Consider the following 26,636-nt stretch of genomic DNA (forward strand, 5'->3'; position numbering starts at 1 on the left):
GTCAGCCGAGAGGCAGTTCCAGGCGGGACGGTTCGTCCTCCGGGGAGCCGATGACGGTCTGCGTCCAGGTGACGGAGGCGTCGCCGTACAGCGGGTCCTTGCTGTCGACGACCAGCATCAGCCGGTGTCCGGAGGCGATGTCGTACGCGGCGGCCTGGAGGTTCCAGGTGACGGTGGTGTCCTGGTCGGGCGTCAGGCCGTACACGTTGAGCGGCTCATGGCTGATGATCCGGGCCGTGTCGTCCTCGGCGACGTCCAGGAGGTGGGCGTAGAGGCTCGCGGAGGTCGCGGTGGAGCGGACCGTGAGGCGCAGCCGCGGGATGCCCCGGACTCGGCGGCCGGTCCCCGCCTCCCCGTCGGGCGAGACGAGCGGTTCCGTCGTCCAGGCGACCGCGTGACGGCGGTCGATCTTGCGGGTGTCGTAGATCTTGGGGTTGCCCTTCCACTCCGCCTGACCGGTCTTCATGATCTGGTCCATGGCGGTGGCCTCGGTGTCGACGCCCGCGAGGAAGGCGCGCCGCCAGCCGGTCTCCTCCGCTGCGGGCTCCTCGCCTCCGACGGGGACGAGGCGGCCGTCGGTGCCGGCCGCGCCGTCGCCGGTGAGGCCGAACACCTCGGTGCCGCGGGTGACCTCGCTCCAGCCGGGGCTGGTCTCGCGGCGGGCGGGCGTCACGATCCTGTTGTCGCCGGTCGGTTCGCCGGTGTCCGGGTCCAGGACCGGTTCCGTGACGTACGTGAACATCACCTGGTTGCAGACCTCGGGCCAGTCCTCCACCCCGTTGCGCTCGCCCTTGAGGTGGTGGTCGAGCCAGGCGTACGCCTCCGCCATGGGGAGGTTGACCTCACCCGGGGTGGTGGGCGGGCCGAGGAGAGCGGGGCCCTCGGGGGCGGCGTGGTCGCCGATCCACATGTTGAGCCGCTTGGGCACGTCGAGGCCGTTGAAGGTCTCCAGGGTCTGGTTGACCGCGAAGAGGCTCTCGTGCCAGGTGTTGGAGAAGAAGGTGGGCGTGCCGTTGTCGTTGGTGAGCGTGAGGTACGACTCGGGGGCGCGCAGCCGGCCCCAGTCGACGACGTCGGGTTCCAGGTTCCGGTCGGCCTGGAAGTCGGCGAGGATCCGCTGGTTCTCCTCGTCGAACTTGTTCTCCGGCAGCCCGCCGGTGAGGGCCAGGAGGGCCTTCACCGCCGCGAGGTGGCGCGTCTTGTTGTCGTACAGGCTGGTCGCGAGGTTGCCCCAGGTGCTGAGGGCGACGACGGCGGCGACCCGGTCGTCGTGGGCGGCGACGAGCTGGCTGATGCCGGAGCCGTAGGACTCTCCCATGAAGCCGACGACGCTCGGGGCGAAGTGGTCGACGGCGAAGTCGATGACGGCGGATCCGTCGGCCCAGTCGTGGGGTCCGGCGACGTCGATGAGGCCGCTGGAGGTGGAGGGCAGGCCGGGGATGCCGAGCCCTCGGGGGGTGTAGGCGAGGACGTGGTAGCCCTTGCGGGCGAGGACGAGGTACGACCAGAGGAACAGCGGCCAGCCGAAGGGGGTCCAGCCCGCCGGGACGACGACGAGCGGGTGCGGGCCGGGGCCGAGCTGCCGGAGGCTGAAGGCGGAGAGGCGGACGTGCTCCGTGGACCCCTCGCTCTCCGCGGCCCCTTCGATGCGGTGGTAGGCGGGCAGCGCCAGGCCGCGCACCTCCTCGACGACCGCTGCGAGTTCGGCGGGGAGCAGCGCGTCGGCACCGTCGGTGCCGTCCGGACTGTCGGTCGTCTCCCTCAGGAGTGCGTTGGCGAGGGTCTGGCCGAGCCGGACGGCGCCTGGGTCCACCGTTCCGTCGGCGGCCCAGAGGCCGCGTCCGGTGATCCGGGAGGTCTCGGCGGCGGTCAGGGCCGCCGTGACGTCCGGGAAACCGGGGAAGTGTTCGGACGAGCCGGTGGTGAAGGGGTTCTCCTGGGGCACGTGCACCCGTTCCTCTCGACTGGACTGGTGACCGTCCGCATGCGGACGGTCACCACCCTCACCCACGCGGGGCGGGGCGACCAGAGCGCACGAACAGCGCACGCGTCACACAACCGGGCGGGAACGACACAAGCCGCCCCGAACTCGATGTTTGGGGACGACGGGGACGGTTCCGGTTCAGCGTGCTTCGGGAGGAAACACCACGAGCAGGGCGGCGACGTCGTCGTCGAGGCTGTCGGCGCCGTAGTGGACGAGGTCCTTGTGGAGGAGTGCCGGCAGCTCCTTGGCCGGTTCCCGTGCCCAGCCGCGCAGGCGCAGTTCGAGCGGGTAGAAGGTGCCGGCCCTGTCGCGGGTCTCGCTGACGCCGTCGGTGTAGAGGAGCAGCCGGTCCCCGGGGCCGAAGGCCACCTCCTCGATGCGGTGGCGGGAGTCGGCCAGGCCCGCGAGGTTGACGGGCAGTGAGGGGTCGGCGAAGTGCACGGACTCGACCTCGCTGCCGCGCTGGAGCAGCGGGGCGGGGTGGCCGCAGCTGAGGAGCCGTGCGATGTCCTCGCCGTCGGGGAGTTCCACCAGGACGACCGTGGCGAAGCGTTCGGCGGCGTCGGAGTCGGGGTCCCAGGCTCCGTAGCGGGCGAGGCCCTCGTCGAGCCGGTCGGCGAGGACGGCCAGGTCGGGGGCGTCGTTGACGGCGGCGCGGAAGGAGCCGAGCAGCACGGAGGCGGTCTCGACGGCGCCGAGGCCCTTGCCCTGGACGTCGCCGAGCATGATCCGCACGGCGCCGGGGACCCGTACGGCCTCGTAGAAGTCACCGCCGATCCTGGCCTTCGCGGCGGCGGCCACGTACAGCAGATTCAGGTCGTAGCGGCCGAGGTGGGCGGGGAGCGGGCGCAGCACGACACGCTGCACCACCTCGGCGACGGCGGTGAGTTCCTGCATGTCCTGCTCGTAGCGGGTGCGGACGTGGCTGACCCAGGCCGAGGCGGCGGTGACGCCGGCGATCACGATCAGGTTCGTGACGAGTTCGGGGGTCGCGGGGAACTCACCCCTGATGACGCTGAGCAGCGCCCGGGCGCCGATGGCGAGCAGCCCGATGCCGATCGTCCCGCGCACGCTCCAGGTGACGGCGGCGAGCGCGGGCGCGGCGACGAGCAGCCGGTCGAAACGATCCCGGTCGGGGGTGAACAGATCCGCGACGAACGCCACGACCAGGACCAGGAACGGCAGCGCGCGACCGAGGTTGAACTGGGTGCGCGCCGGTGCGTCGGGACGGCCCCGCTGACCTGCTGGCATTTCATGATCGTACGCACGCGCCGCGTCCGGTCCGGGGTGGCGTCGGTCCTCGGCGTGTCCGCGGCCGGTCCGTGCCGCCGGGCAGGGCGAGCGCGGCCGGGACGGCGAGAGCGGCGATCACGGCGAGGGCCGGGAGGGCGGCACCACGGACCGGTACGAAGCCGCCGTGCGGCACGAGGGCGAGCAGAAGGGTCGCGGCGGCGACGCCGAGCGCCGGGCCGATGTTCATCGCGGTCTGCTGGAGACCGCCGGCGACCCCCGCGTGGGCCTCGGGCGCGCGGTGCACGACGACCGAGGTCGCGGTGACCATCAGGGTGACGAACCCGGCGCCCAGGAGTGCGGCGCTGATCCCGACGACGGTGGCTCCGGCCGTGGCGTCGAGCCGGGAGAGGAGCAGTACGCCGAGGGTGAGCAGGACCGCGCCGGCGGTCGCCGTACTCCGGGGGCCGAACCGGCGCTGGAGCGGTGGGCAGAGCGGTGCGCCGAGCACCATGAGGACGGCGAGCGGGAGGACGCGCAGGGCACAGTCGAGGGGGTCGAGTCCCTGGACGTCCTGGAGGAAGTAGGTGGCCACGAAGAGCGAGCCGAAGAGCGCGGCGGAGGCGGCGAGCAGGACGGCGAGGCCGGCGACGACGGGCACGCTCCGGAGCAGCTCCGGGGGCAGGAGGGGGCGCGCGACGCGACGCTCGTGGCGGGCGAAGGCGAACCCGACGGCGACGGCCCCGGCGACGGCGAGCAGGCCGGTGGGGGCGCCGCCGGGACGGGCGGCCTCGACGAGCCCGTGGACGAGCAGCCCCAGCGTGACGGCGAGCAGCAGAGCACCGGCGGGGTCGAGCGCGGAGAGGCCGGTGGCGGCGGGCCGCGGGGCGGGACCCGCTCCGCGGGAAGGACTGGGCTCGGTGTGCTGCAGGTGGGGACCCGCTCCGCGGGAAGCGCTCGGCTCGGTGGGTCGTTCGCGGGTGGCCAGGGCGAGCAGGCCGATCGCGAGGGTCGGGGGGACGCCGAGGAGGAAGACCGAGCGCCAGCCGTACGCGGAGACCAGCGCGCCTCCGACGAGCGGGCCCGCCGCGGCCGCGAGACCGATGGCGGCGGTGCGCACGGCGATGGGGGTGCCGAGCCGCTCCGGCGGGAAGGCGGTCCGGAGCATGCCGAGCGTGGCGGGCTGGAGGAGCGCCCCGAACACTCCCTGGAGCACCCGGAGCACGATCACGGTGCCGATGCCGGGGGCCAGGGCGATTCCGGTGGAGGCGGCCGCGAAGCCGAGTGCGCCGACGGCGAAGACCCGGCGGTGGCCGTAGCGGTCGCCGAGCCGTCCGGCGAAGACCAGGAGGCTCGCGACGGCGACGAGGTATCCGGTGCTGGTCCACTGGACCTGGTCCACATCGGCGTGCAGATCGCGCTGCAGGGCGGGCTGGGCGACGGTGAGGACGGTGCCGTCGAGGGCGACGACGGCGGCGCCGACGACGCTGCACGCGAGGACGGGGGCGCGGCGCGCGGTCACGGGGCCTGCCTTGCGGGACCGAGGTGCGCGTCGAGGGCGGCCGCCAGGAGCGGGGCGGGGTCGTCGCCGCCGGTCGCGAGCCGGAGGCTGCCCCAGTGCCAGAGCTGGGCGATGCCGTGGAGGTTGGCCCAGAGCGCGCCGGCGAGGACGGTGGGGTCGGCGGCGCTGGGGCGGACGCGGGCGACGAGTTCGGTGAGGCGGGCGAAGAGCGGCAGGCTCGTCTCCCGGAGTCCGAGGCTGCCGCTCTCCAGCAGGTCGTGTCGGAACATCAGCTCGTACATGCCACGTCGGGTGCCGGCGTAGTCGAGGTAGACGCGGGCGAGGACCGCGATCCGTTCGCGCGGCGCGGCCGTCTCCCGGTCCTCGGCGGTGACGCGGGCGGCCAGTTCGGTGAAGCCCTGGCGGGCGATGGCCGACAGGAGTTCGAGGTGGGTCGGGAAGTAGCGGCGGGGGGCGCCGTGGGAGACGCCGGCGCGGCGGGCGATCTCGCGCAGCGAGAGGGCCTGGGCGCCTTCGGCGTTCACGAGCTCGACGCCGACGCGGACGAGCCGCTCGCGCAGCCCGCCGTCGCTCCGGTCGCCGCCGTCGCTCGCGGGTATCTGGTGATCTTCGGTTTCCTCACGCATAGACAGTGTCTACCAAGATCGAGTAGGCATTGTCTACTCGATCACGCGCAGACCCTGCCCCCTCACCCTCGCGCCCCGGCCCGCTACACTGAGGAACAGCGAAGGGGAGTAGCCCTGCAAATCGGTCGTCGACATACTGGAGCCCTCGGGTTCCCGGTGACCGGGTCCGCGTTCGACGCGGACGGGCGAGACCTTCGGCCAGGCATCAACCGCGTCCGCGCTTCCGTGGGCGTGGTCCGTCATGCCGGGCCGAGTGGTCCTCCCGTCGCCCACCGAGGTGTCGTGCCGAGTCCACAGGCCCGGACCGAGCAGAGAGCCCCGGTATGCACCTCGACCCCTTGGCGATCCTCACCGCCTTCGGGCTGATCTTCCTCGCCGAGCTTCCCGACAAGACGATGTTCGCGTCCCTCGCCATGGGCACACGGATGCGTCCTCTCTACGTATGGATCGGCACCTCGACCGCCTTCCTCGCGCATGTCGCCATCGCGGTCGGCGCCGGCAGCCTGCTCGGGCTGCTCCCGGGCTGGTCGGTGAAGCTCGTCTCCGCCCTGCTGTTCGGTTTCGGTGCGTTCATGCTGCTGCGCGGCGGGGGCGACGACGACGAGGCCGACGAGGGCGGCAGGACCGTCACCGGCTTCCTGCCCGTCTTCTCGACGGCCTTCATGGCCGTGTTCATCAGCGAGTGGGGCGACCTCACCCAGATCACCACCGCCAACCTGGCCGCCACGAACGGCACCTGGTCGACGGCGATCGGCTCCCTCGCCGCCCTGATGAGCGTCTCCGCGCTCGCCCTGGTCGCGGGCCGCTTCATCGCGAAGCGCGTTCCGCTCAAGACCGTGCAGCGCATCGGCGGCATCTGCATGGCGGGCCTCGCGATCTGGTCCCTGACCGAGGTCTTCACCGGCTGACAGCGGTCGTCCGACCGCACGGCGAACGCCCCCACCCCCACAGGGTGGGGGCGTTCGCCGTTCCCGCGCCCGTTCCCGCACCGGCGCTTCCCGACCCTTGATGAAGCAATGAATCACTGCTTCACTTCTTCCATGCCCTACCGACGCACCCCCGCCGTCCAGGCCCGGCTCGACGCCCAGCGCACCTCCGTCGTCGACGCCGCCCGGGAACTGCTCGCCGAGCAGGGATACGCGGGATGCACGATGGCGGCCGTCGCCACCCGTGCCGGAATCGCCACGGGCAGCGTGTACCGCCACTTCCCCAGCAAGGCCGAGCTCTCCGTGGAGCTCTTCCGGACCGTGGTGAGCCGTGAGGTCGCAGCCGTCTCCGAGGCGGCCGGGCACCCCGGGCACCGTTCGGCCGCCGAGCGGGTCGTCGCCGTCATCGAGACCTTCGCCCTGCGCGCCCTGAAGTCGCCGCGCCTCGCCTACGCGCTGCTCGCCGAACCGGTCGACCCGGCCGTGGACGCCGAGCGGCTGGTCTTCCGGCGCGCGTTCCGGGACGTGTTCGCCGCGCGCGTCGAGGAGGGCGTGCGGTCGGGCGAGCTGCCGCCCCAGGACCCGGTCCTGACGGCCTCGGCACTGGTCGGGGCGGGCGCGGAAGCGCTCGTCGGCCCGCTGGCGGAGGGGTCCGTCGGGCCCGGCACCGTACCCGCACTCGTCACCTTCACCCTGCGAGCACTGGGAGTCCCCGATGCCGACCACCCATGAGGTCACCAACCAGGTACCGCCCCTGACCGGTTACGACGTCTCCGCCGACCCCGCGCTCCTGGAGGCGCTGCGCCGGGAGGGCGCCGGCTGGGCCGAGGCCGAGGTCCGCGAGCTCGGCGCGCGGGCCGGCGGCGAAGAGGCCCAGGAATGGGGGCGGCTCGCCGAGCGCCACTCCCCCGTGCTCCACACCCACGACCGGTACGGCCACCGGATCGACGAGGTCGAGTTCCACCCGCACTGGCACGACCTGATGGACGTGGCCGTCCGGCACGGGCTGCACGGCACCCCCTGGCGCGACGAGCGGCCGGGCGCGCACGTGGCCCGCGCGGCGAAGGTGTTCGTGTGGGGGCAGGCCGACGCCGGGCACCTCTGCCCGGTCTCCATGACGTACGCGTCGGTCCCGGCGCTGCGCGCCCAGCCGGAGCTGGCCGAGGTGTACGAGCCGCTGCTGACCTCCTCGTCGTACGACTTCGGGCTCCGGGTGCCGACGGAGAAGCGCGGGATCATCGCCGGAATGTCGATGACCGAGAAGCAGGGCGGTTCCGACGTCCGGGCGAACACGACGCGGGCGGTCCCGGCGGGCGAGCCCGGCCTGTACGCGCTGACCGGCCACAAGTGGTTCACCTCGGCGCCCATGTCGGACGTCTTCCTCACCCTCGCGCAGGCGCCGGGCGGTCTCTCCTGCTTCCTGGTGCCGCGCGTCCTGCCGGACGGCAGCCGCAACGCGATCCGCCTCCAGCGCCTCAAGGACAAGCTGGGCAACCGGTCCAACGCCTCCTCCGAGATCGAGTACGAGGGTGCCCTCGGCCGGCTGGTCGGCGAGGAGGGGCGCGGGGTGGCCACCATCATCCGGATGGTGAACATGACGCGGCTCGACTGCGCCATCAGTTCGGCGTCCGGCATGCGCCTCGGGCTCGTCCAGGCCGTGCACCACGCCACGCACCGCGAGGCGTTCGGGGCGCGGCTCGTCGACCAGCCTCTGATGCGGAACGTCCTGGCCGACCTGGCGGTGGAGGCGGAAGCGGCCACGCTCGCGGCGCTGCGCCTGGCCGGCGCGGTCGACCGGGCGACGCGCGGCGACGCGGAGGAGGAGCAGCTGCGGCGGCTCGGCCTCGCGGTCACCAAGTACTGGGTGTGCAAGCGGGCGCCCGCACACGCCGCGGAGGCCCTGGAGTGCCTGGGCGGCAACGGCTACGTGGAGGACTCGGGCCTTCCGAGGCTGTACCGCGAGTCGCCGCTGCCGTCGATCTGGGAGGGCTCGGGGAACGTCGCCGCGCTCGACGTCCTGCGGGCGATGGCCCGTCAGCCGCAGGCGGTGGAGGCCTTCTTCGCGGAGGTCGACCGGGGAGCGGGCGCCGACCGGCGCCTGGACGCGGCGATCGCCGGACTCCGCAAGGACCTGGCGGGGCTCGGCGACCCGGACGCGGCGGCGTACGGGGCGCGGCGGCTGGTCGAGCGCCTGGCTCTGGTGCTGCAGGGCTCGCTGCTCGTACGGCACGGGGACCCGGCGGTGGCGGACGCGTTCTGCGCGTCGCGGCTCGACGGCGACCGCGGCCTCGCGTTCGGCACGCTCCCCGCGGGCGTGGACACGGCGGCGATCATCGCGCGGAGCGGTCCGGACGCCGTGAGCGCGGGCTAGGGAGCGGCTGATGGTGCGGCTTCGTCGGCCGGTCCGGCGAAGCGGCACCGGCCGACGAAGTGTTGGCGCGGGGCCTGCCGCATGCGGCGAAAAACAGCTGGCCCCGCCGCACACGCCTCGATACGATCATCGTGATGACGACCTACTCTGCTATCAGATCGGGGGTCCCGTCCGCGCAAGGTGAGTGCTGATGCTCTCTCCCACCGCGAACGGCGAATCCCACCTTTCCCTCTGGCTGCGCGTGCGCGAGTTCGCCGTGCCGCCCTCCATGATCGAGACCGCTGCCCGCCGCCGCTCCGTCGGCGACTGGTCGGGCGCCTGCGCCGCCGCGGGCGTCGACGTCGATCTCGACCTGCGTTCCGCCACCCACTCGTACGGGCGGGAACTCGCCGCCCTGGTCCGGGCGGACCTTCGTCGCCTCGCTCCCGACCTGCTGCGCTGGCACATGCCGCGGATCGCCCCCGACGGCCTGCTTCGGCCTGGACTGACCGTCCCCCTGGCGCGGTACGACCTCTCGGGGGACGACGACCCCCACCCGGTGTACCTCGTGGTGCGGACCCCGCCCGCGTGGGCGGACTCCGGACAGCGGATGAGTCTCGCCCTGTGGGACGGATCCCGTTCCGCGGCCGGTGAGCGCCGACATCCTCATCCGCGCCCCAGCCGGCGGTACCGCCTGGATCTGCACCGCCACCTCTGGGACGGACAGCGCAGCGGCGAGCTGCGCAGCCGCTCCGGGGCCGATACGGGGCCGTCCGCGGATCCACCGCCGGTGAACGAGGAACTGCGCGATCGCGCCGTCGACCGTTGGGCGGCGGAGGCGGGGATCCTGCTCCGGGCCGAGGGACGGGACTCCGGACAGGTCCGCGTACGGCTCGGAGCGCGGCAGCAGCTGGTTCTCGACGTGCCGCCGGGCGGTGCACCGCCATCGGCATCGGACGCCGCTGCCATGTCCGCGTCGGCATCCCAGGCGCTGCCCACGCTGCCCGACGCCGCGACCTGGGTGCTGCCCGACCTGGAGTTGCTGCGCGCCGGGCTGATCGAGGCCGGGCAGCTGCATCCGCTGGTCGCCTCGGCGCTCGTACCCGACCACCGGCCCGCCGGACCGGCGCCCGTCACGGACCCGCCCGGGCAGCCGCGTCTGGTGAACTGCCGGGGAGTGCGGCATCGGATCGGTCTGTCCGACGGCGTACTCGCCCCGCTCGACCACGCCCCCGCGGAGATCCGGCGGGAGGAGCTCCTGGTCGCGCTGGGCGGGCCGCCCCTCCCCTGTCTGCAAGCCATCGACGAGGCCCACCGCCGTCCGGACTGCCTCACCGGCGTCCGCGAGCGCCTGGACCACGGCGACACCGCCGGCGCGCTGGCCGTCGTCGAGGGCCTGCTCGGTCCCGGCGCCGCCCTGCGCAACGGCGCGCTACGGGACGTACTGGAGTCGGCCGCCCGGCGGCGGATCGCGTACGGGCTCTACCGAGCGGACCTCTACGGCCCGGGCCCGGGTCGTGTGCGGCCCGGGCCCGACCGTCCTCAGCACCACCGCACCCACCCTCGCCACTCCTTCGGCCGCTGACCGAAGCGGCTTCGAACCGCGCACCGGTATCGGCCCACTGACGACGAACCCACAGGTGATCACCCATGCTCTTGAGCTCCCCCTCCCCCGCCCAGCTCGATGTCGCCGACGAACTCCTCGCCCTGCTGCGCGACTCCACCACCGAGCCACGCCCCGACGACCAGTTGGAGGCCCTGACCCTCGCGGTCGCCGCCGACCTGCCCGTACTCCTGTGGGGTGAGCCGGGGATCGGCAAGACCGCCGCGCTGACCCAGCTCGCCGAATCCCTGGACCTCCCGCTGACGACGGTGATCGCCAGCGTGCACGAACCGTCCGACTTCTCGGGGCTGCCCGTCATCGGGGACGATCCCGCCGAGCAAGGCGTCCCGATGGCCCCGCCGGACTGGGCGGTGCGGCTGGTGAAGGCCGGCCGCGGTCTGCTCTTCCTCGACGAACTGTCCACCGCCCCACCGGCGGTGCAGGCGGCTCTGCTCCGCCTTGTCCTGGAGCGGCGGGTCGGCGCCCTGCGGCTGCCGGCCGGGGTGCGGATCGTGGCCGCCGCCAACCCGCGGGCCTCGGCCGCCGACGGCTGGGAGCTGAGTCCGCCGCTGGCCAACCGTTTCGTCCACCTCCAGTGGACCCACGACCACGAGGTCGTCGTCCGCGGCCTCGGCGGCACCTGGCCGCGCGCGACACTGCCCGTGCTCGACCCGGAGCGCCTGCCCCACGCCGTGGACCACGCCCGGCGCGCGGTGTGCGGACTCCTCGCCACCCGGCCCACGCTCGTCCACCGGCTGCCCAGCGGGGAGACCCGGCGGGGTGGCGCCTGGCCTTCGCCCCGCAGCTGGGAGATGAGCCTGCGCCTCATCGCCTTCGCCACCGCCGCCGGATCCTCCCGCGAGGTGATCTCGCTCCTGGTCAGGGGCACCGTCGGGGACGGTCCGGGGCTCGAACTGCTGGCGAGCCTGGACCGGATGGACCTCCCGGACCCCGAGACGCTGCTCGCCGACCCGGCCGGGGCCGAGCTGCCGGAGCGGGGTGATCTGCGCCAGGCCGCGCTCGACGGCGTCGTGGCCGCGGTCGGGGCGCGCCCCGAGAAGTCCCGCTGGGATGCGGCCTGGGCGCTGCTCGCCAGGGCGGTGGAGACCGGCGCGCCGGATCTGGTCGTCGTCCCGGCGACCACGCTCGCCGCGCTCCGCCGTGCGGAGTGGGACGTGCCACCCACCATCGAACGGCTCGCGGGGGCGGTCTCGATGTCCCGGCGCGCGGACGAGGCGGCGGCCCTTGTCGCGAACGCTCCGGTGGCACGGTGAGCACGGACGCAGCCGGTGGCACGGTGAGCACGAAGGCAGCCGGGGACACGGTGAGCGCGAGGACGGCCGGGGACACGGTGGGCGCGAGGACAGCCGGGGAACTCGACCTCGACCTCGACAAGCTCTTCGCCGCCCGGCTGCTCGCCGTCCGGACCCGGCCCTACCTGGCGACCGCCCTGTTCGCCCTGCACGTCGTCGAGTCGCGACGGGTGCCGACGATGGCCGTCGACCGGCACTGGCGGTGCTACGTGTCGCCGGTCTTCGTGAACCGGACACCGGTGGAGGAACTGGCCGGGGTGTGGGTCCACGAGGTGTCGCACCTCCTGCGCGACCACCACGGGCGCGGTGACCGGGTCGCCCGGGAGCGCGGTCTGACCGGCCCGGGCGCCAGGCTGCTGATGAACATCGCGGCGGACTGCGAGATCAACGACGACGTGTTCGGGGACGGACTGGTCATGCCCGAGGGCGCCGTGACTCCGGACTCCCTCGGGCTCACGTCCGGCGAGTTGATGGAGGACTACCTGCGCCGGATCGGCCTCGGCTCGGGCATGCAGCATCTCGCCTGGCTGGACTGCGGCAGCGGTGCCGACGGGCTGGACCGGGAGTGGGATCTGGGGTCCGACGGCGCACACGGCCTCAGCGCGCAGCAGCAGGACGCGGTCCGGTTCCGGGTGGCGCAGGCCGTGAAGGGTCGACCGGGGAGCACGCCGAAGGGATGGAAGCGGTGGGCGGAGGAGGCCTTCCATCCGCCGCAGCCGTGGCGGGAGTTGCTGGGAGCGGCGGTCCGTTCGGCGGCCTCCGCCTCCGGCGCGGGTGAGGACTACTCGTACGGCCGGCCTTCGCGGCGTTCGGCGGGGGTGCCCGGTGCCGTGCTGCCGAGCCTCCGGCGCAGACCGCCCCGGGTCACGGTGATCGTGGACACGTCCGGGTCGGTGAGCGACGCGGAGCTGGGAGGCGCGCTCCTGGAGGTGGCCGCCATCTCCCGGGCCGTGGGCGGGCGACGCGACCTGGTGACGGTGATGTCGTGCGACGCGGCGGCCCGCACCGTGCATCCGTTGTGCCGGGCCGAGGACATCCCGTTGGTGGGTGGCGGCGGTACGGATCTTCGTACGGGCTTCTCCCGGGCGCTGCGGACGGCGCCCCGGCCCGACGTCATCGTGGTCCTGACGGACGGCCAGACTGCCTGGCCGGACGACCGGCCGCCGTGCCGGACGGTGGTGGGCCTGTTCCCCCGGGACGGTTCGCGCGGCGGTTCGTGGGTCGAGAACGATCCGGACTACGAACCGGACACACCGCCCGACTGGGCACGCGTGGTGACGATCGGATAGACGGTCGTGAGAGGTACGGCGGGGGCGCGCCGGACGGTGACGGGTGCCGCTCCGGATGGCAGCCTGAGGGAGCACGTACCCCACGACCACGACCACGGCCATCGGCATCGGCATCGGCATCGGCATCGGCATCGGCATCGGCATCGGCCGGAACGACAGGGAGTCCCGTTGGGCAGCGAGGCGATCCACGAGGAACTGGACAAGCGGGCGGCCGAGGTGGCGGATCGGGTGATCGCCTGGCGGCACCATCTGCACCGGCATCCGGAGTTGTCCAACCGTGAGGTGAACACGGCCCGTCTCGTGGCCGACCACCTCGACGCCCTCGGCCTCGACGAGGTCCGTACGGGCATCGCCGGGCACGGGGTCGTGGGCGTTCTGCGCGGCCGTGCCGCGGGTGAGCGGGTCGTGGCGCTGCGCGCGGACATGGACGCGCTGCCGGTCCAGGACCTGTGCGGGACGGACTTCGCCTCCGAGGTGGTCGACGCCGACTACCCGGGCGGCCCGTTCCCCGTCTCGCACGCCTGCGGCCACGACTGCCACACGGCGGCACTGCTCGGTGCGGCGACGGTCCTCGCCGGGGTGCGCGACCGGCTGCCGGGCACCGTGCTCTTCGTCTTCCAGCCTGCCGAGGAGGGCCCTCCGGTGACCGAGGAGGGCGGGGCGCGGGCGATGGTCGAGGCGGGCGCGTTCACCGACCCGGTGCCGACGATGGTCTTCGGGCTGCATGTGACACCGCATCCGAAGGGGTACGTGGGCTACCGCATCGGCAACCAGTACGGCGCCTCCACCCTCGTCCGTATCGTCGTCACCGGCAGACAGACCCACGGCTCCACGCCCTGGGAGGGCATCGACCCGATGCCGGCGGTCGGGGCGGTCCTGACGGGCATCGGCCAGCTGTACCGGCAGGTCTCGGCCTTCGACCCGGTCACGGTGTCCATCGGGCACGTCGAGGACGTCGGCCGCTTCAACATCGTCGGGCAAACGATAACGCTGTGGGGCACGGTCCGCTGTGCCGTGGAGTCCGACATGGCGCGGGTCCAGGCGCGCCTGACGACGCTCGTCGAGCACTCGGCGGCGGCCTTCGGGGCGACGGCCACGGTGGAACACCTGCAGCCGGTGCCGCCCGTGCACAACAGCAGGCCGTGGGTGGAGGCGGGCCTTCCGACCCTCCGTCGTGTGGCGGGCGAGGAACGCGTGGTCGAGACGGGGGCGACACTCGGGTACGACGACGTCTCCGAGTTCGTCGGCCGTTTCGGCGGTCTGTACGTGATGCTCGGTGTCCAGGACGCGACCCTGGACGCCTCCGGGCGGCCGGTGCCCGTGCCCGGCGGACGCGGTCTGGTGACCAATCACAACCCGCACTTCTACGCGGACGACGACACCCTCGTCACCGGTGTCCGGCTCCACGCGCACGTGGCGTACGACCATCTGACGGGTGCGCTCGTCCCCCGCGACGGCGACTGAACGGTCGGGGTCAGGCCTCCCGTACTGTGCCGACCGCGGCCACGAACGCCCTGATCAGAGCGGAGTCGGCGGCGGTGGGCCAGACCAGGCCGTACTCGAGGGGCGGGGCGTCCCGCAGGGGGACGTAGGCGATGCCGGGTCGGGGGTGGTAGCGGGCGCCCAGGGCCGCGCCCGGGGTGGCGCCCCGGCCCGCCGTCACATGGGAGAGGACCTCCTGCCAGGTGGCCGCGACCGGGCCCCGCGGGATGGCGGCCCCGGAGGGGGTGTGCCGGGGGTAGTGGTGGTCGAGCCAGTGGCGCGGGTGGGCGCCCGCGGGGGTGATCAGGGGCAGCTCGGCGAGGTCCTCCAGGCCGAGGGAGGGGCGTCCGGCCAGCGGGTGGGCGGCGGGCAGCAGCAGGACCCGGTCGTCGCGGACGGCGACGGGGCCGGTGGTCAGCTCCGGCTCGCGCACGGGGAAGGCCGCGAGCTGGATGTCGAGTCCGCCGTCCAGGAGGGGCCTGACTCCGCCGTCGAGGGGTACCTCGCGGACGGTGATCTCGCAGCCGGGATGGCGGCTGAGGAGAGCGTCGGCGGCAGCCGTGAGCAGTTCGGCGTCCCAGGGAGTGCCGAAGCCGGCCCGCAGTCTCCCGTGGACGCCGCGCCCGGCCTCGGTGGCGCGCTCCAGGGCCGTACGGAGCTGCGCGTAGGCGGGCAGGAGGTCCTCGTACAGGCGCAGGCCGACCGGGGTGAGGCCGACGCTGCGGCTGGTGCGGGCGAAGAGCGGGGTACCGATGCGGCGCTCCAGTTTCTTCACGGTCTGGCTGACGCGGCCGGTGGAGACGCCGAGACGCTCGCCGGTGCGCCCGAAGTGGAGCTCCTCGGCGAGTGTGAGGAACGTTTCCAGCTCGTACCGTTCGAGCACCGGGCCCCCTGTGCGACTGCTCTGATCGTTGAGTGTGGCTCAACGCCGGTTTCATGATGACAGCTTGTTCCGCCGGGGCGGCGGCGGGGAGCCTGGAGGCGGCCCCCTCCCCCGTACGGAAGAGACTTCGTGGACCCGTTCCGCCCCGCCGCCCCCGACGATTCCCCCGCACCCGCCCGGCCCGTGAACGTCCTCCTCTTCGCCGTCGCGGGCGCCGTCACCGTCGCCAACATCTACTTCCCGCAGCCGCTCCTCGCCGCTGTCGCCCGGGGTCTCGACGTCTCGGAGCGGACGGCGGGGCTGATCGCCTCGGCTGCCCAGATCGGGTACGCGCTCGGCATCCTGCTCCTCGTACCGCTGGCCGACACCGCGCGGCTCCGCCGCCTGACCTCGGTACTGCTCGCCCTCACCACCGCCGCGCTGCTCGTCGCGGCGTCGGCGCCCGGAGTGATCACGCTGACGGTCGCGACGCTCGCGCTGTCGACCACGACGGTGCTGCCGCAGATCCTCACCCCGGTGGCGGCCGTGCTCGCGGGCCCCGGGCGGCAGGGCCGGGTCGTGGGCCTCGTCGGTCTCGGGCTCACGCTCGGCTCGACCCTGTCGCGTACGGTCTCGGGCGCGGTCACCGACGTGAGCGGCAGCTGGCGGACGGCCTACGTCGTGGCCGCCGTGGCGACGGCGGCCCTGCTGTGCGTCCTGCCGCGCCGGCTGCCCGAACGGCTGGGGGCGCCCGGGCACACCTCGTACGCCCGGCTGCTGGCCGGGCTGCCCAAGCTCCTGGCGGTCCACCGCGAGCTGCGCGTCTCGGCGCTGCTCGGGGCCTGCGTCTTCGCCGCGTTCAGCGTGTTCTGGGCGGTGCTCGCCTTCCATCTGGCGGCGCCGCCGCTCGGGTACGGGCCGGGGGCCGCCGGGCTCTTCGGGGTGCTGACCCTGCCCGCCGCGCTGCTCTCGGCGACGGCCGGGCCGCTCACCGACCGGTACGGGGCTCCCTTCGTGAGCGCCGGAGGGCTGGGGCTGGCGGGGCTCGGGCTCGGTGTGGCCGGCCTGGTGCCGTACTCCTCCGTCGGCCTGGTCGCCGGGGCGAATCTGCTGGTGGTGGGGGTCAGCTCCTGTCAGGTGGCCAACCAGGCGAGGATCTTCGGGATCGGCCGGACAGTGGCGGCGCGGGTCAACACGGTCTTCATGCTGGCCACCTTCGGCGGCGGGGCGCTCGGCTCGCTCGCCGGGTCCTGGCTGTACGCGGAGCACGGCTGGTCCGCGGCGCTGGTCGCCGCCGGGGTGTTCGTCGCCGTCGGCGGGATCGTGGCGGTGCGTTCCGGACAGGCGGTCCCGAGTTGCGTCCCGGACGCCACACGGGAGGCTGGGTGTATCCGCCCGCGCATCCCGCAGGGAGAGTCATGAAGCTGGACCTCACCGCCCTCGCCGACGAGCACATGGCCGCGGCCCGCACCGCGCCGCACGGGCGCAGCGCCCATCTGATCATGCACGACGGGGTACTCCGGCAGTCCGTCATCGCCCTGACGGCGGGCACGTCCCTGGACGAGCACAATGCGCCTCCGGCGGCGAGCCTCCAGGTGCTGCGGGGCCGGGTGAACCTGACGATGGCGGGCCGGGCGGAGGAACTGTCGACCGGCACGCTGCGGATGCTCAGGGAACGGCACGGGATCACCGCCCTGGACGACGCGGTGGTGCTCCTGACGGCGGTGAACGACTGACGGCGGTGAACGACCGACGGGCCTCGGACCCATGACGGCGGGCCTCGGACCGCATGACGGCGGTGACCCCACGCCGCCGGTGAACAGCGGACTGTACGCGGCCCGCCCTCGCCTCACTCGATGGCGTCGAGGTCCTCGGCATAGTGCTCGATGGCCCGGCGGTACTCCCGTACGGACGGGTCCTCGCTGGTGGCGGCGAGCAGCCGGAGCAGCAGGCGGGTCGACTCGTGGTGGCGGCCGGTGTTGTAGAGGGCCATCGCGAGGAAGGCCCGCAGGGAGCCGTCCTCCGGGAACTCCTCGACGGCGCCGGTCAGGAGGGTGACGGCCTCTTCGTGACGGCCGCGGATCCGGTAGGTGCTGCCGAGGCCGAGCAGCGCCCCGCGCCGGTCCTCCGTGGAGAGCCCTGTGCCGGCGGGCCCGCCGCCCGCGAGGGCGCGTTCGTAGTACGGCACGGCCTCCGCCTCCAGACCGAGGACGTCGTGCGCCCAGGCCGTCTGGTACGCGATCCCCGCGTCGTCCGGGTGCTGTGCGGCGAGGGCGACGAGCCGCTCGCGTGCCTCTTCCTTCCGGCCCTGTTCGCGCAGCGCGACCGCCTCCGCCAGCGTGCCGTTCTTCTCCTCGTGATCTTCCATGGCGGCATCCTCGCAGCTCGCGCCGGGCGCCAACACGACGGCTGCCAGGTGACGGGCCGCCATACCGGGCGGGCCGGATTGTGGCGTCCTCGCCCATGGAGGAGGGCCCCGGACCGCCCATAGCCTCCCGGCCGAACCTCCGTCAGGAACAAGCCATCCGGGAGATCCCATGCGTTCACCCCGCCCCACCTCTCCACCCCGTCCCGCCCGTCGCCGCGGGCCACGCCGCTTCGCGGCGCTGCTGCTGGGCGTCGCCGCGACCCTGTTTCCCACCGCGGTCCCCGCCGGGGCCTCCGCTCCCCCGCCCGTGCCCGGCACGCTCCAGGCGTACGACATCGGCTCCGTGTTCAGCGCGGGCGTGTCGTCCGGCGGCTACATGGCCACCCAGCTGCACGTCGCGTACTCGGGTACGTTCGAGGGCTCGGCGTCCTTCGCCTCGGGGCCGTACGACTGCGCGCGCGGCCTGCTCGCCACGGCGCTCAACGCCTGTATGGACACGACGCAGAACCTTCAGCTCGCCACCCTGGAGCAGGCCACCCGCGACCGGTCCGCGCAGGGCCAGGTCGACCCGGTGGAGAACCTGGCCGGTGACCCGGTGTACGTGTTCAGCGGCTCGGGCGACTCGACGGTGAAGCGGCCGGTGGCGGACGCGCTCGCCGACTACTACGGCCGCTTCGGCGCGCGGGTCCAGTACAACCGGTCGACGGCGGCGGGACACGCCTGGATCACTCCGCTCGGCCCCAACTCCTGCACGGTGACGCAGACTCCGTTCCTCAACAACTGCGGAATCGACGCGGAAGGGGCGCTGCTCGGGCATCTCTTCGGGTCGGTCGCGGCGCCGGGTTCCGGCACGGGCGGCTCACTGATCCGCTTCGACCAGAACGCGTACGCACCGGGCGGCTCGGCAACCGCGCTCTCGATGGGCGCCGAGGGCTTCGCGTACGTCCCGGCGTCCTGTGCGCAGGGGGCAAGCTGCAAGCTGCTCGTGGCGCTGCACGGCTGCAAGCAGGGGTACGCGTACCAGGGGTTCGGGACCCGGTTCGTCGAGAACGCGTACCTGAACGAGTACGCCGACACCAACGACATGATCGTGCTGTATCCGCAGGCGGCACCGACCGCGACCCTGGAGAACCCGAACGGCTGCTGGAACTGGTGGGGCTACCTCGGTGACACGGCCTACGCCCGCCACGGCGGGAAGCAGATCGAGGCGATCATGGGCATGGTGCGGGCGCTGCGCGGCACGGGGACCGAGCCGCCCACCGGCGATCGGACGGTCCTGTCGAGCACGGACGCCGAGGACGGGTACGTGAAGGCGGCCGCGGACGGCTCGGGGGCGGCGGTCGGCACGCTGGAGGACGTGTACGGGCTGGCGCTCGGCCGGGGCACGGACGGCAAGGTGAACCGGTCGGTCGTCTCCTTCGACACCTCGCGGATTCCGGCCGGCAAGGAGATCACCCGGGCCTGGCTGACCGTCACCCGGTCCAGCGGCTCGGGCGATCCCTGGGCCTCGCCTGCGGGCAACCGGCTCCTGGTGGACCTGCGCACGGGCTGTTTCGGCGGGTGCGCGGTCGAGCCCGGTGACTGGTCGGCGGCGGCGTCGGTGGCGGGCGCGGCGCGGATCGACGCGTTCTCCTCCGGGAGCACGGTGTCGACGGACCTGTCGACGGGGGCGCTCGCGGCGCTGAACAGGGGCGGCGTCACACAGTTCCGGCTCGGCTTCGCGTCGGCGCCGAGCGCCACCGCGTATCTCTTCGTGAACCAGGCTGCGCCGGTGACACTGACGGTCGAGTACCGGTAGTCGGGGCACTTCGGCCGGGAGGGTACTCCGGCCGACCGGGCAGTTCGGAGGCCAGGGCGCGGCAGGTGCGTGGAGCGCTGCCGGGTACACGTCCCACCGTGCTGCCATTTTCCCCGAATGCGCCTTTCGCCCCGTGTCGATGTGCGCGCCCTCGCCCGCAGGGCGGCCGCCCTGCGGGCACGGCGGCGCGGCAGGGACACCCTCACCCTTCCGGAGGCGGAGGACGCCGGCCGGGAGCGGCTGCGGGACCTGGCCGCGCTGCTCTGCGAGCTCGGCGCCGTGCTGCTCCGGGCCGGGGAGCAGACGTCCGAGGTGGAGCCGGTGCTGCACGACGTGGCCGCCCGTTACGGGATGCGTGTGCGGTCCTTCGTGGTGCCCACGGGGCTCTTCGTCCGGGTCGGCGGCGGCCCCGACGGCCGGGGCGGCGAACTGGACTTCGCCCCGGTCGAAGGGCCCGATCTGCGGCTCGACCAGGTGGAGGCCCTGCAGTCGCTGGTGAGTCGGATGCGCGCCGAGGAAGTGCCGTTCGAGGACGCGTCGCAAGCACTGCGGGACGTCGGGGAACGCCCGGAGCGGTTCAGTCCGGCGGCCACCGTTCTCGGCTATGTCCTGCTCACCGTCGGCCTGGGCGCGATGCGGCACGCGACCGTGCCGGCCGTCGTCGGGTACGCGGTGCTCGGCGCGGGCGTCGGTCTGCTGCGTGGTGAGCACGGTGATCACCGTGGCGGCGATCGCGCTGGGGGTCCTGGTGGGCGCCGGCCTCCAGCGGCGCCCCCGGATGAGCATCGGCGAGCCCGCGCCGGCGGCCCCCGCCGCGCCGGACCCGGCGCCGGGCGCTCGCGGAGTCGGCGCCGGGCCGCTGAGACCCTCCTGGGTTCACAGCCCGGGGCGAAGGGCGACCGCGGCCGTTCCGGGACGGGGACGGGGACGGGTGGCGCTCGGGTCGAAGGCGCTCCCCCGGCGCCACTCGGGCCAGCTCAGGTTCCAGTCGCCGAAGCCGTTGTCGAAGGGCGTCATGAGTGCGCCGTATCCGTTGATCACGCGGACGAGGTCCCCTTCGCGGACGGTGCCGAACAGCCAGGCGGCGTCCGCGGGACTCATGCCGGTGCAGCCGTGGCTGACGTTCTCGCTGCCCTGGGCGTCGAGCGACCAGGGAGCGGCGTGCAGGTACTCGCCGCTCCAGGTCACCCGGGTGGCCCAACGGACCTTGAGGTCGAAGTAGTCGTCGCTGCCGCGGGCGATGCCGATGGAGTCGCCGCGCATCCGGACGAGCGGCTCCTTGCCGAGGACGACCTTGGTCCCGCCCCGAGTGCGGTATCCGGCCTTGCCGGTGGTGACCGGGAAGGTGCGGAGCGGCAGTCCGTCGCGGTACACGGTCATCCGAAGGGCGGAGACGTCGGTGACGGCTTCGATCCGGGCCCCGGTGGCGAAGGTGACGGGCTGTGAGCGGCCACCGTAGAGGCCGCCGGAGACCCGGGCCCCTTCGAGGCCGCTGCGCACCCGGACCGTGGCGTGGCTGGGCCAGTAGCTGCGGGGGCGGTAGTGGAGGGTGCCGGAGTCGACCCAGTACCAGGCGCCTTCGACACGGGGTTCGGCCCGCACCTGGAGGGCGCGCTCGACGGCCCGGCGGGCGTCGGGGTCGTCCGCCGGTACGGGGTGGCTGAGTTCGGCGGTGACCGGCTGCCCGACGCCGTACGTGCCGCCGTCGTCCGGGCCGAAGGTGACGGTGAGCCGCTCCCCGGCGGGGGCGGCGGCCGTACGGAAGTCCAGGCGGGCGCGGTGGCGGGCGGACCCTTCGGCCCCGGCCCGCTCGACGACGAGACGGGCGGCGTACCGAGCCCCGGCGGGCAGCGGCGCGACACTCGTCCATCGGGTGCCGTCGGCGCTCGGCGTCCCGGCGACACGACGGCCGCGCTGGTCGGTGACGGTGACGTCGGCGAGCACTCCGGGCGTGCGCAGCGCGAGTTCCACGGGCCCGGACGCCTCGGTGCCGAGCGTGAACGGGTGACCGGTGAGGACCCGCGGGCCGCTGAGCACGACGGTGTGGCGTGGTGCGGAGCACAGGCCGGCGCCGGTGACCGGGCAGCCGTCCAGCGAGACGACGGCGGTGGGTTCCGGGGCAGAGGCTGTTCTCACGTCCGGCCCGGCGGGCGACGACTGGGCAGCAGTACTGACGAGGACGGCTCCGACGGCCAGGGGGAGCGCTCCCCACCCCCGTACGTATCTGCGGGACGACACGTCCGACACACCCTCCCCTTTCCGACGACGACGATGACGAATGACGTCGGCAGGCGGTGCCGACCGCAGCATCAAAGCGGATGAAAGGAGAAAAAGATGATCAAAAGACCGGGCGTGGCGGCGGAGTGGCGGCCGAGACGACTCGAATGGTCCAAGCGGGGCGGCTGCGGACCGAGTGCGGCAGTGTGAGTGGGGGTGGGGTGGACGTGGATACGGGCCGAGCGGGCTGATGCGGACCGGGGGTCAGCGGGGCGGCTCCGGCAGCTCCTCACCCGTCTCCAGAAGGGACTTGAGGCTGGAGATCAGCGCGGGCCAGCCCTCGCCGATCATGCCCTTCATCAGGCCGTCGGGGGCCAGGTCGCCATGGGTGACCGTGAGCTTGACCGTGTCGCCGGAGGGTTCGATCAGGAAGGTCACCTTGGAGCGGGGCTCCCGGGCGAGGCGCTCGTAGACGTCCTGCTCCAGACGTACGGCCTCTGCCCAGACCGGCGTGAAGGTGTGCCAGGTGTACGAGAGGAGGCGGCCGAGCTCGGCCTCCAGGACGACCTGCTCGGGGTCTGCGGTCCGACGCCCTTCCTCGTCCCAGACCATGGGGGCACCGGGGGTCCACTCGCTCTCGAAGGCCACGCCCCAGTACCGGCGGGTGAAGGCCGGGTCGGTGAGCGCCTTCCAGAGCTCGTCGGGAGTCGTCCGGATATAGGTGGTGTAGACAAACGTATGGCTGTCCATCGCGCTGCCCCTCGGATCTGCCGTCCCCTCCCTCCAGCCTAGGCAGGCGCCGGACGGACGTGCCAGCGTAGGACCCCCGTCCGGCCCGGATCGCCGGTTGAATAGGTGCGGAGGAAACTATTCAACGTGCTGCTAGCTTGTCCTGATGTCGCTCAAGCACGCCGTCCTCGCAGCTCTCCTGGAGGGCGAGGCATCCGGATACGACCTGGCCAAGATCTTCGACGTGTCCGTCGCCAACTTCTGGGCCGCCACCCCGCAGCAGCTCTACCGCGAGCTGGACAAGCTCGCCGAGGCCGGCCTGATCACGGCGCGCGTGGTGGAGCAGGAACGCCGCCCCAACAAGCGGATGTTCAGCCTGACGGAGCCCGGGATGCTGGATCTGACGGCGTACACGTCGACACCGCCGCGCCCCAGCGCCGTGCGGGACGAACTCATGGTCCAGGTCCAGGCTTGCGACGAGGGCGACACGGCGGCCGTCCGTGGGTTCGTGGCCCAGCGGATGGAGACGGCTCGGGCGAAGCTGGCGCGCTACGACCGGCTGCGGGAGTGGATGCTCGCCGGACGGGACGAGGAGAAGTACCTCGACGAGGCGGAGCGGGTCGGCCCGTACCTCACGCTGATGCGCGGCCGGTTCTTCGAGGAGGAGAACCTGCGCTGGGGCGAGCGGGCCCTCGCCGTGCTCGACCGGCGCGCCACGGCACGCGGCGGGAAGGCGGAGGCCGGGGCCGCGGCGGCACATCAGGGCTGACGGGTCCCCGTGGAGTGGTGGCGAGCGCCAGGAGGGCGACGACCGCCAGGAGGGGTGACGGCGAGTTCTACTCTGGGGTAACGTCACCCGCCGGCCACCGGACGCGCCGGTGGCGGACCACGTACGGATCGAGGACGGGCCTCAAATGAACGTCGGTGACCTCGTCGAGGACTTCAGCCTTCCGGACGAGACGGGCGCCTCGCGCTCCCTGACCGGCCTGCTGGCCGAGGGTCCGGTCGTCCTCTTCTTCTACCCCGCGGCACTCACCCCCGGCTGCACCGCGGAGGCCTGCCATTTCCGTGATCTCGCGGCCGAGTTCCGCGCCGTCGGCGCGCTGCCCGTCGGGATCAGCACGGACCCGGTGGAACGGCAGCAGGAGTTCGCCGAGCGGCACTCGCTCGGCTATCCCCTGCTCTCCGACCCGGACGGTGCCGTACGCGAACGGTTCGGCGTCAAACGCGGATTCTCGCTCGCGCCGACCAAGCGGGTCACGTTCGTGATCGGGCAGGACCGGCGGATACGTGAGGTCGTGCGCAGCGAGCTGCGCATGAGCGCCCATGCCGACCGTGCGCTCGCGGCCCTGCGCCGTCCCTGAACACGACCGTTCCTCCTCGGAACGGCCGAGGTTCCTTCAGACGCCCAGGATCTTGCCCTTGGCGGCCGCGAACTCCTCGGGGGTGAGCAGTCCTTGCCGGGCGAGTTCGCCGAGTCGGACGAGCTGGTCGGTCACCGAGGGCGCCGCACCGGAGCCGGGCGCGGCGGGAGCGGGCGCGGCGGGAGCGGGCGCGGCGGCCGGTGGCGCGGCGGCCAAGGGCTGCTGCTGGGACTGAAGTTCGGCGATGGCGTCCTCCTGGTCCTGTTCGCGGCGTGCGGCCCTGGCGGAACTCCGGCCCGCAGCATAGGCCGCGCCGCCGACCAGGGCGCCGCGCAGGAGGGGGGCTCCGGCGGGCCGGATGACGGGCCGGCCGAGGGGACGGCGTCGCATGAACATCGTCAGCTCCTTACTGCCGAGTCGGCGGCCACGGCCTCGCGGTAAGCGTCCCTCGCCTGGTCGACATGCTCGGGCGCCACTCGCACGCTCCCGGCGATACGGCCACCGGCCTCGCGGATCGCGTCGACCGCCCGTGCCGCCCAGACGTGTTCGACGAGCAGCATCAGCGCGCAGGAGCCCGGTTCGAGTGTCTCGGCCGCCTCCTCGGCGTCCTGGGGGCCGAGGAGATTGATCTCGGGGCCGATCTCTGCGGTGGCCTCGTCGTACTCCTCGTACTCGACGAGTTCGGACGTGGACACCTCACCACTGACGGACTTGACCACGACGAGCGAGTCGATCAGGCGCACCTGACCCGCTCTGCGCAGGTCCGCGACGGCCGTCACCGCCGCCACTTTCAGCCGCTCCCCCGGGAAGGCGAGCACGACACATTCCACCGGCCCCATGGCGCTCCGTCCCTCGTGTCCGTCCACGGCTCCGCGTGTGGTCGTCGGTGCCGCACGCGGTCCGCGGCCACCATCCGAACACGGCGGGCGGTGGCCCGCATGCGGAGCGGCCACGACGTGCGGGGGCCCGCGGGCTGGGTGAGACTCACTGAAACGCCTGGCCTCTCCCGCCGGCGTGGGAACGGAGTGTGCAGGAATGGACGACTACCCCCTCCTCAACCTCTTCTGGACCATGCTGTGGTTCTTCATCTGGATCATGTGGCTGTTCCTGCTCTTCAAGGTGGTCACCGACATCTTCCGCGACCACGATCTGAACGGCTGGGCCAAGGCCGGCTGGCTGATCTTCTGCCTCGTCCTGCCGTATCTCGGCGTACTCGTCTACGTCATCGCCCGGGGCAAGAGCATGAGTCGACGTGACGTCAAGCAGGCCAAGGAGAGCGAGGCCGCCTTCCAGAGCTACATCCGCGAGGCCGCCGGAACGCAGGAGGGCGGCGCCGCCGCCGAGCTGGCCCGGCTCGCGGAGCTCAAGGACAAGGGCGCGATCACACCCGAGGAGTTCCAGCAGGCGAAGGCCAAGGTCCTGGCCTGAGGCCCAGGAGGAGCAAGAGGAGAAGGCGCACCCGGACGTGCGGAAGAGGACGCGGGCGGCACCGGCCGCCGGACTCGCCGGTTCCCTCCTGAAGGAGGTCCTGGCGGAGCCCGGCAGGCTTCCGGAGTCGCTCGCGTCCTTCGCCTTGCGCCATCTGGGCCCGGGGGCCGGTCCGACCGTCGCCCGCCTCCGCGAGGCCCACCCCGAGGCCGACGCGGCCGCCCTCCGGGCCCTGGTCGTGACTCGGGGACGACGGTCGGTGACGGCGGAGGGCGCCTTCGTCGGCGGCCCCTTCCTGCTGCTCATCCCCGTGGCCTTCTGCGGCGCGCTCCTCACCCAGGTACGCACGGTGCTCGAGATCGCCGTCGTCGAGGGGTGGGACTCCACTGACCCGCAACGCGCTGCCGAACTCCTCGTTCTGCAAGGGGTGTACGGGGACACCGAGACCGCCCGGGCCGCGCTCGACCCGGCCGGCACCCGGCCCGGTACCGGTGGCGGCCGGGGGCGCGTGGCAGCACTCCAGGACCTGATCACCCGGATGGCGCGGCTCCTCGGCCTTGTCACGCCGGACGACGGGGCGGGCCGTTGGGTCCGCATCGGCAGGTGGGCACTCCTCGGCGCCGTGTTCCTGGTCGGCCTGGTGGCGCCACTGGTCTGGCTGCCCTACATGGCCACCGGGTACTACCGCGCCACCACACGCCTGACCGACCGCGCCACCGTCTACTACGTCGGTTCCCCCGACCCACGCTCCCCGCGCGGTGTTCGGCTCGACCCGGTCATGGCTCGCGCCGGGCTGCGCGCGGTCGGTTCCGTTCTGTTGCCGACGGTCGCCATCTTCCTGGTGGTCGTCACGGACATCCATATCGCGGGCGGACGGTGGCCGGTCCTGGGGATCGTCCTCACCACCAGCTGCCTCGTCTCGGGCGGCTGGTGGCTCTGGCGGCACCACAAACGTCGCTCCTGATACGCGTACCGGGATCCTCATGCGTACATCGCGACCCTTAATGCGTATGCCGGATACCGCTTTGATACGGTCATGGCGTGAGGCTGACGAAGTTCACCGACCTGGCGCTCCGTGCCGTGATGCGCCTGGCGGTCACCGCTCCGGAGGAATCCGTCACCACCCGCGAGGTGGCGGATTCGATGGACGTGCCCTACGCCCACATGGCGAAGGTCGTCACCCGGCTGCAACACCTCGGCGTGGTCGAGGCGCGGCGGGGCCGCGGCGGCGGGCTGGCCCTGACGGAACGGGGCCGTCGCTCCTCGGTGGGCTGGCTGGCCCGCACCCTGGAGGGCGAGGAGGAGGTCGTCGCCTGCGAGGGCGATCCTCCCTGCCCGCTGCGCAGCGCGTGCCGGCTGCGCGGGGCGCTGCGCGAGGCACAGGAGGCCTTCTACCGCGCCCTCGACCCGCTGACCGTGGCGGAGCTGGTGGAATCGCCGACCGGACCGCTGCTCCTCTCCCTCACCCCTCGCCCCACCCTCTGAGCCGTGCGCGCCCTGGGGCACTCGCGCTCACCGTTAAATACGTAGATCATCTACCAGATT

The 26,636-nt window shown here is 73.2% G+C and carries 25 protein-coding genes and 1 pseudogene; 16 read left to right on the top strand and 10 right to left on the bottom strand.

Annotated elements, in window-relative coordinates:
• Window position 1 precedes the first annotated feature (1 nt).
• From OG259_RS01560 to OG259_RS01575, 4 genes are all read right to left on the bottom strand, one after another.
• Complete coding sequence (locus tag OG259_RS01560) at window positions 2-1,945, bottom strand: CocE/NonD family hydrolase (protein ID WP_328940508.1); 1,944 nt, start codon at window positions 1,943-1,945, stop codon at window positions 2-4.
• Between the two features lie 177 nt (window positions 1,946-2,122).
• Window positions 2,123-3,235: a PP2C family protein-serine/threonine phosphatase gene (locus OG259_RS01565; RefSeq protein ID WP_328940509.1), complete on the bottom strand. Its 1,113-nt coding sequence runs from the start codon at window positions 3,233-3,235 to the stop codon at window positions 2,123-2,125.
• Window position 3,236: 1 nt separating this feature from the next.
• Window positions 3,237-4,736, bottom strand: coding sequence for an MFS transporter (locus OG259_RS01570; RefSeq protein WP_328940510.1), 1,500 nt, complete (start codon window positions 4,734-4,736; stop codon window positions 3,237-3,239).
• A complete protein-coding gene (locus OG259_RS01575; protein ID WP_328940511.1) occupies window positions 4,733-5,362 on the bottom strand; it encodes a TetR/AcrR family transcriptional regulator in 630 nt (209 codons plus the stop codon). Before OG259_RS01575 ends, OG259_RS01570 begins: the two co-directional genes overlap by 4 nt.
• A 323-nt stretch (window positions 5,363-5,685) precedes the next feature.
• Between OG259_RS01575 and OG259_RS01580 the strand changes: the two genes are divergently transcribed.
• The 7 genes from OG259_RS01580 to OG259_RS01610 all read left to right on the top strand — a co-directional run bounded on the left by OG259_RS01580 (window position 5,686) and on the right by OG259_RS01610 (window position 14,307).
• Complete coding sequence (locus tag OG259_RS01580) at window positions 5,686-6,270, top strand: TMEM165/GDT1 family protein (RefSeq protein WP_328940512.1); 585 nt, start codon at window positions 5,686-5,688, stop codon at window positions 6,268-6,270.
• A gap of 132 nt (window positions 6,271-6,402) precedes the next feature.
• Complete coding sequence (locus tag OG259_RS01585) at window positions 6,403-7,020, top strand: TetR/AcrR family transcriptional regulator (protein WP_328940513.1); 618 nt, start codon at window positions 6,403-6,405, stop codon at window positions 7,018-7,020.
• Window positions 7,004-8,659 (top strand): acyl-CoA dehydrogenase family protein, encoded by a 1,656-nt coding sequence (locus OG259_RS01590; protein ID WP_328940514.1) that lies wholly within the window; start codon window positions 7,004-7,006, stop codon window positions 8,657-8,659. The genes OG259_RS01585 and OG259_RS01590 overlap by 17 nt, the downstream gene beginning before the upstream one ends.
• A 190-nt stretch (window positions 8,660-8,849) precedes the next feature.
• On the top strand, window positions 8,850-10,223 hold the full coding sequence (locus tag OG259_RS01595) for a hypothetical protein (RefSeq protein ID WP_328940515.1): 1,374 nt from the start codon (window positions 8,850-8,852) through the stop codon (window positions 10,221-10,223).
• A 65-nt stretch (window positions 10,224-10,288) separates the two neighbouring features.
• Window positions 10,289-11,515, top strand: coding sequence for an AAA family ATPase (locus OG259_RS01600; RefSeq protein ID WP_328940516.1), 1,227 nt, complete (start codon window positions 10,289-10,291; stop codon window positions 11,513-11,515).
• A 77-nt stretch (window positions 11,516-11,592) separates the two neighbouring features.
• Window positions 11,593-12,843: a vWA domain-containing protein gene (locus tag OG259_RS01605; protein ID WP_443052108.1), complete on the top strand. Its 1,251-nt coding sequence runs from the start codon at window positions 11,593-11,595 to the stop codon at window positions 12,841-12,843.
• Window positions 12,844-13,011: 168 nt separating this feature from the next.
• Entirely contained in the window at window positions 13,012-14,307 is a 1,296-nt protein-coding gene (locus OG259_RS01610; protein ID WP_328940517.1) for a M20 metallopeptidase family protein, read from the top strand.
• A 10-nt stretch (window positions 14,308-14,317) separates the two neighbouring features.
• Here the strand turns inward: OG259_RS01610 and OG259_RS01615 are convergent, their stop codons facing one another.
• A complete protein-coding gene (locus OG259_RS01615; RefSeq protein WP_328940518.1) occupies window positions 14,318-15,208 on the bottom strand; it encodes a LysR family transcriptional regulator in 891 nt (296 codons plus the stop codon).
• A 129-nt stretch (window positions 15,209-15,337) separates the two neighbouring features.
• Here OG259_RS01615 and OG259_RS01620 point away from each other — a divergent pair, with 129 nt between their 5' ends.
• Entirely contained in the window at window positions 15,338-16,609 is a 1,272-nt protein-coding gene (locus OG259_RS01620) for an MFS transporter (RefSeq protein WP_328940519.1), read from the top strand.
• Window positions 16,606-16,923, top strand: coding sequence for a cupin (locus OG259_RS01625; protein WP_187624761.1), 318 nt, complete (start codon window positions 16,606-16,608; stop codon window positions 16,921-16,923). Before OG259_RS01620 ends, OG259_RS01625 begins: the two co-directional genes overlap by 4 nt.
• Before the next feature lie 113 nt (window positions 16,924-17,036).
• On the opposite strand, the gene OG259_RS01630 is transcribed toward OG259_RS01625, so the two are convergent.
• Window positions 17,037-17,555 (bottom strand): tetratricopeptide repeat protein, encoded by a 519-nt coding sequence (locus OG259_RS01630; RefSeq protein WP_328940520.1) that lies wholly within the window; start codon window positions 17,553-17,555, stop codon window positions 17,037-17,039.
• 169 nt (window positions 17,556-17,724) lie between these two features.
• Here OG259_RS01630 and OG259_RS01635 point away from each other — a divergent pair, with 169 nt between their 5' ends.
• Both OG259_RS01635 and OG259_RS01640 read left to right on the top strand, forming a co-directional pair.
• Window positions 17,725-19,353, top strand: coding sequence for an extracellular catalytic domain type 2 short-chain-length polyhydroxyalkanoate depolymerase (locus tag OG259_RS01635; protein ID WP_328940521.1), 1,629 nt, complete (start codon window positions 17,725-17,727; stop codon window positions 19,351-19,353).
• A gap of 117 nt (window positions 19,354-19,470) precedes the next feature.
• Window positions 19,471-20,043, top strand: a pseudogene (locus tag OG259_RS01640) (threonine/serine exporter family protein); the annotation flags it as partial.
• A 186-nt stretch (window positions 20,044-20,229) separates the two neighbouring features.
• Here OG259_RS01640 and OG259_RS01645 read toward each other — a convergent pair.
• Both OG259_RS01645 and OG259_RS01650 read right to left on the bottom strand, forming a co-directional pair.
• Complete coding sequence (locus tag OG259_RS01645) at window positions 20,230-21,591, bottom strand: L,D-transpeptidase (protein ID WP_328940522.1); 1,362 nt, start codon at window positions 21,589-21,591, stop codon at window positions 20,230-20,232.
• A gap of 243 nt (window positions 21,592-21,834) precedes the next feature.
• The gene (locus OG259_RS01650) at window positions 21,835-22,320 is read right to left on the bottom strand and encodes an SRPBCC family protein (RefSeq protein ID WP_328940523.1); all 486 of its coding nucleotides are present in this window, start codon (window positions 22,318-22,320) and stop codon (window positions 21,835-21,837) included.
• Between the two features lie 145 nt (window positions 22,321-22,465).
• On the opposite strand from OG259_RS01650, the gene OG259_RS01655 reads away from it, so the two are divergent.
• Together OG259_RS01655 and OG259_RS01660 are read left to right on the top strand one after the other, a co-directional pair.
• Window positions 22,466-23,068 (top strand): PadR family transcriptional regulator, encoded by a 603-nt coding sequence (locus OG259_RS01655; RefSeq protein WP_266900377.1) that lies wholly within the window; start codon window positions 22,466-22,468, stop codon window positions 23,066-23,068.
• A 145-nt stretch (window positions 23,069-23,213) separates the two neighbouring features.
• Window positions 23,214-23,663, top strand: a complete 450-nt coding sequence (locus OG259_RS01660) for a peroxiredoxin (protein ID WP_266900375.1) — start codon at window positions 23,214-23,216, stop codon at window positions 23,661-23,663.
• A 36-nt stretch (window positions 23,664-23,699) separates the two neighbouring features.
• Here OG259_RS01660 and OG259_RS01665 read toward each other — a convergent pair whose 3' ends face one another.
• Window positions 23,700-24,053: a hypothetical protein gene (locus OG259_RS01665; protein ID WP_328940524.1), complete on the bottom strand. Its 354-nt coding sequence runs from the start codon at window positions 24,051-24,053 to the stop codon at window positions 23,700-23,702.
• 8 nt (window positions 24,054-24,061) lie between these two features.
• Complete coding sequence (locus OG259_RS01670; RefSeq protein WP_328940525.1) at window positions 24,062-24,502, bottom strand: DUF6325 family protein; 441 nt, start codon at window positions 24,500-24,502, stop codon at window positions 24,062-24,064.
• A gap of 196 nt (window positions 24,503-24,698) precedes the next feature.
• Between OG259_RS01670 and OG259_RS01675 the strand changes: the two genes are divergently transcribed.
• The 3 genes from OG259_RS01675 (at window position 24,699) to OG259_RS01685 (ending at window position 26,576) form a co-directional block, all read left to right on the top strand.
• On the top strand, window positions 24,699-25,091 hold the full coding sequence (locus OG259_RS01675) for an SHOCT domain-containing protein (protein ID WP_328940526.1): 393 nt from the start codon (window positions 24,699-24,701) through the stop codon (window positions 25,089-25,091).
• A gap of 37 nt (window positions 25,092-25,128) precedes the next feature.
• Window positions 25,129-26,055, top strand: coding sequence for a hypothetical protein (locus tag OG259_RS01680; protein ID WP_328940527.1), 927 nt, complete (start codon window positions 25,129-25,131; stop codon window positions 26,053-26,055).
• A 77-nt stretch (window positions 26,056-26,132) separates the two neighbouring features.
• Window positions 26,133-26,576 carry an RrF2 family transcriptional regulator gene (locus OG259_RS01685; protein WP_328940528.1) on the top strand — a complete coding sequence of 148 codons (444 nt, stop codon included), beginning with the start codon at window positions 26,133-26,135 and terminating at the stop codon, window positions 26,574-26,576.
• The last annotated feature ends 60 nt before the right edge of the window (window positions 26,577-26,636 follow it).

This window comes from Streptomyces sp. NBC_00250, assembly GCF_036192275.1.
Lineage (GTDB): Bacteria > Actinomycetota > Actinomycetes > Streptomycetales > Streptomycetaceae > Streptomyces.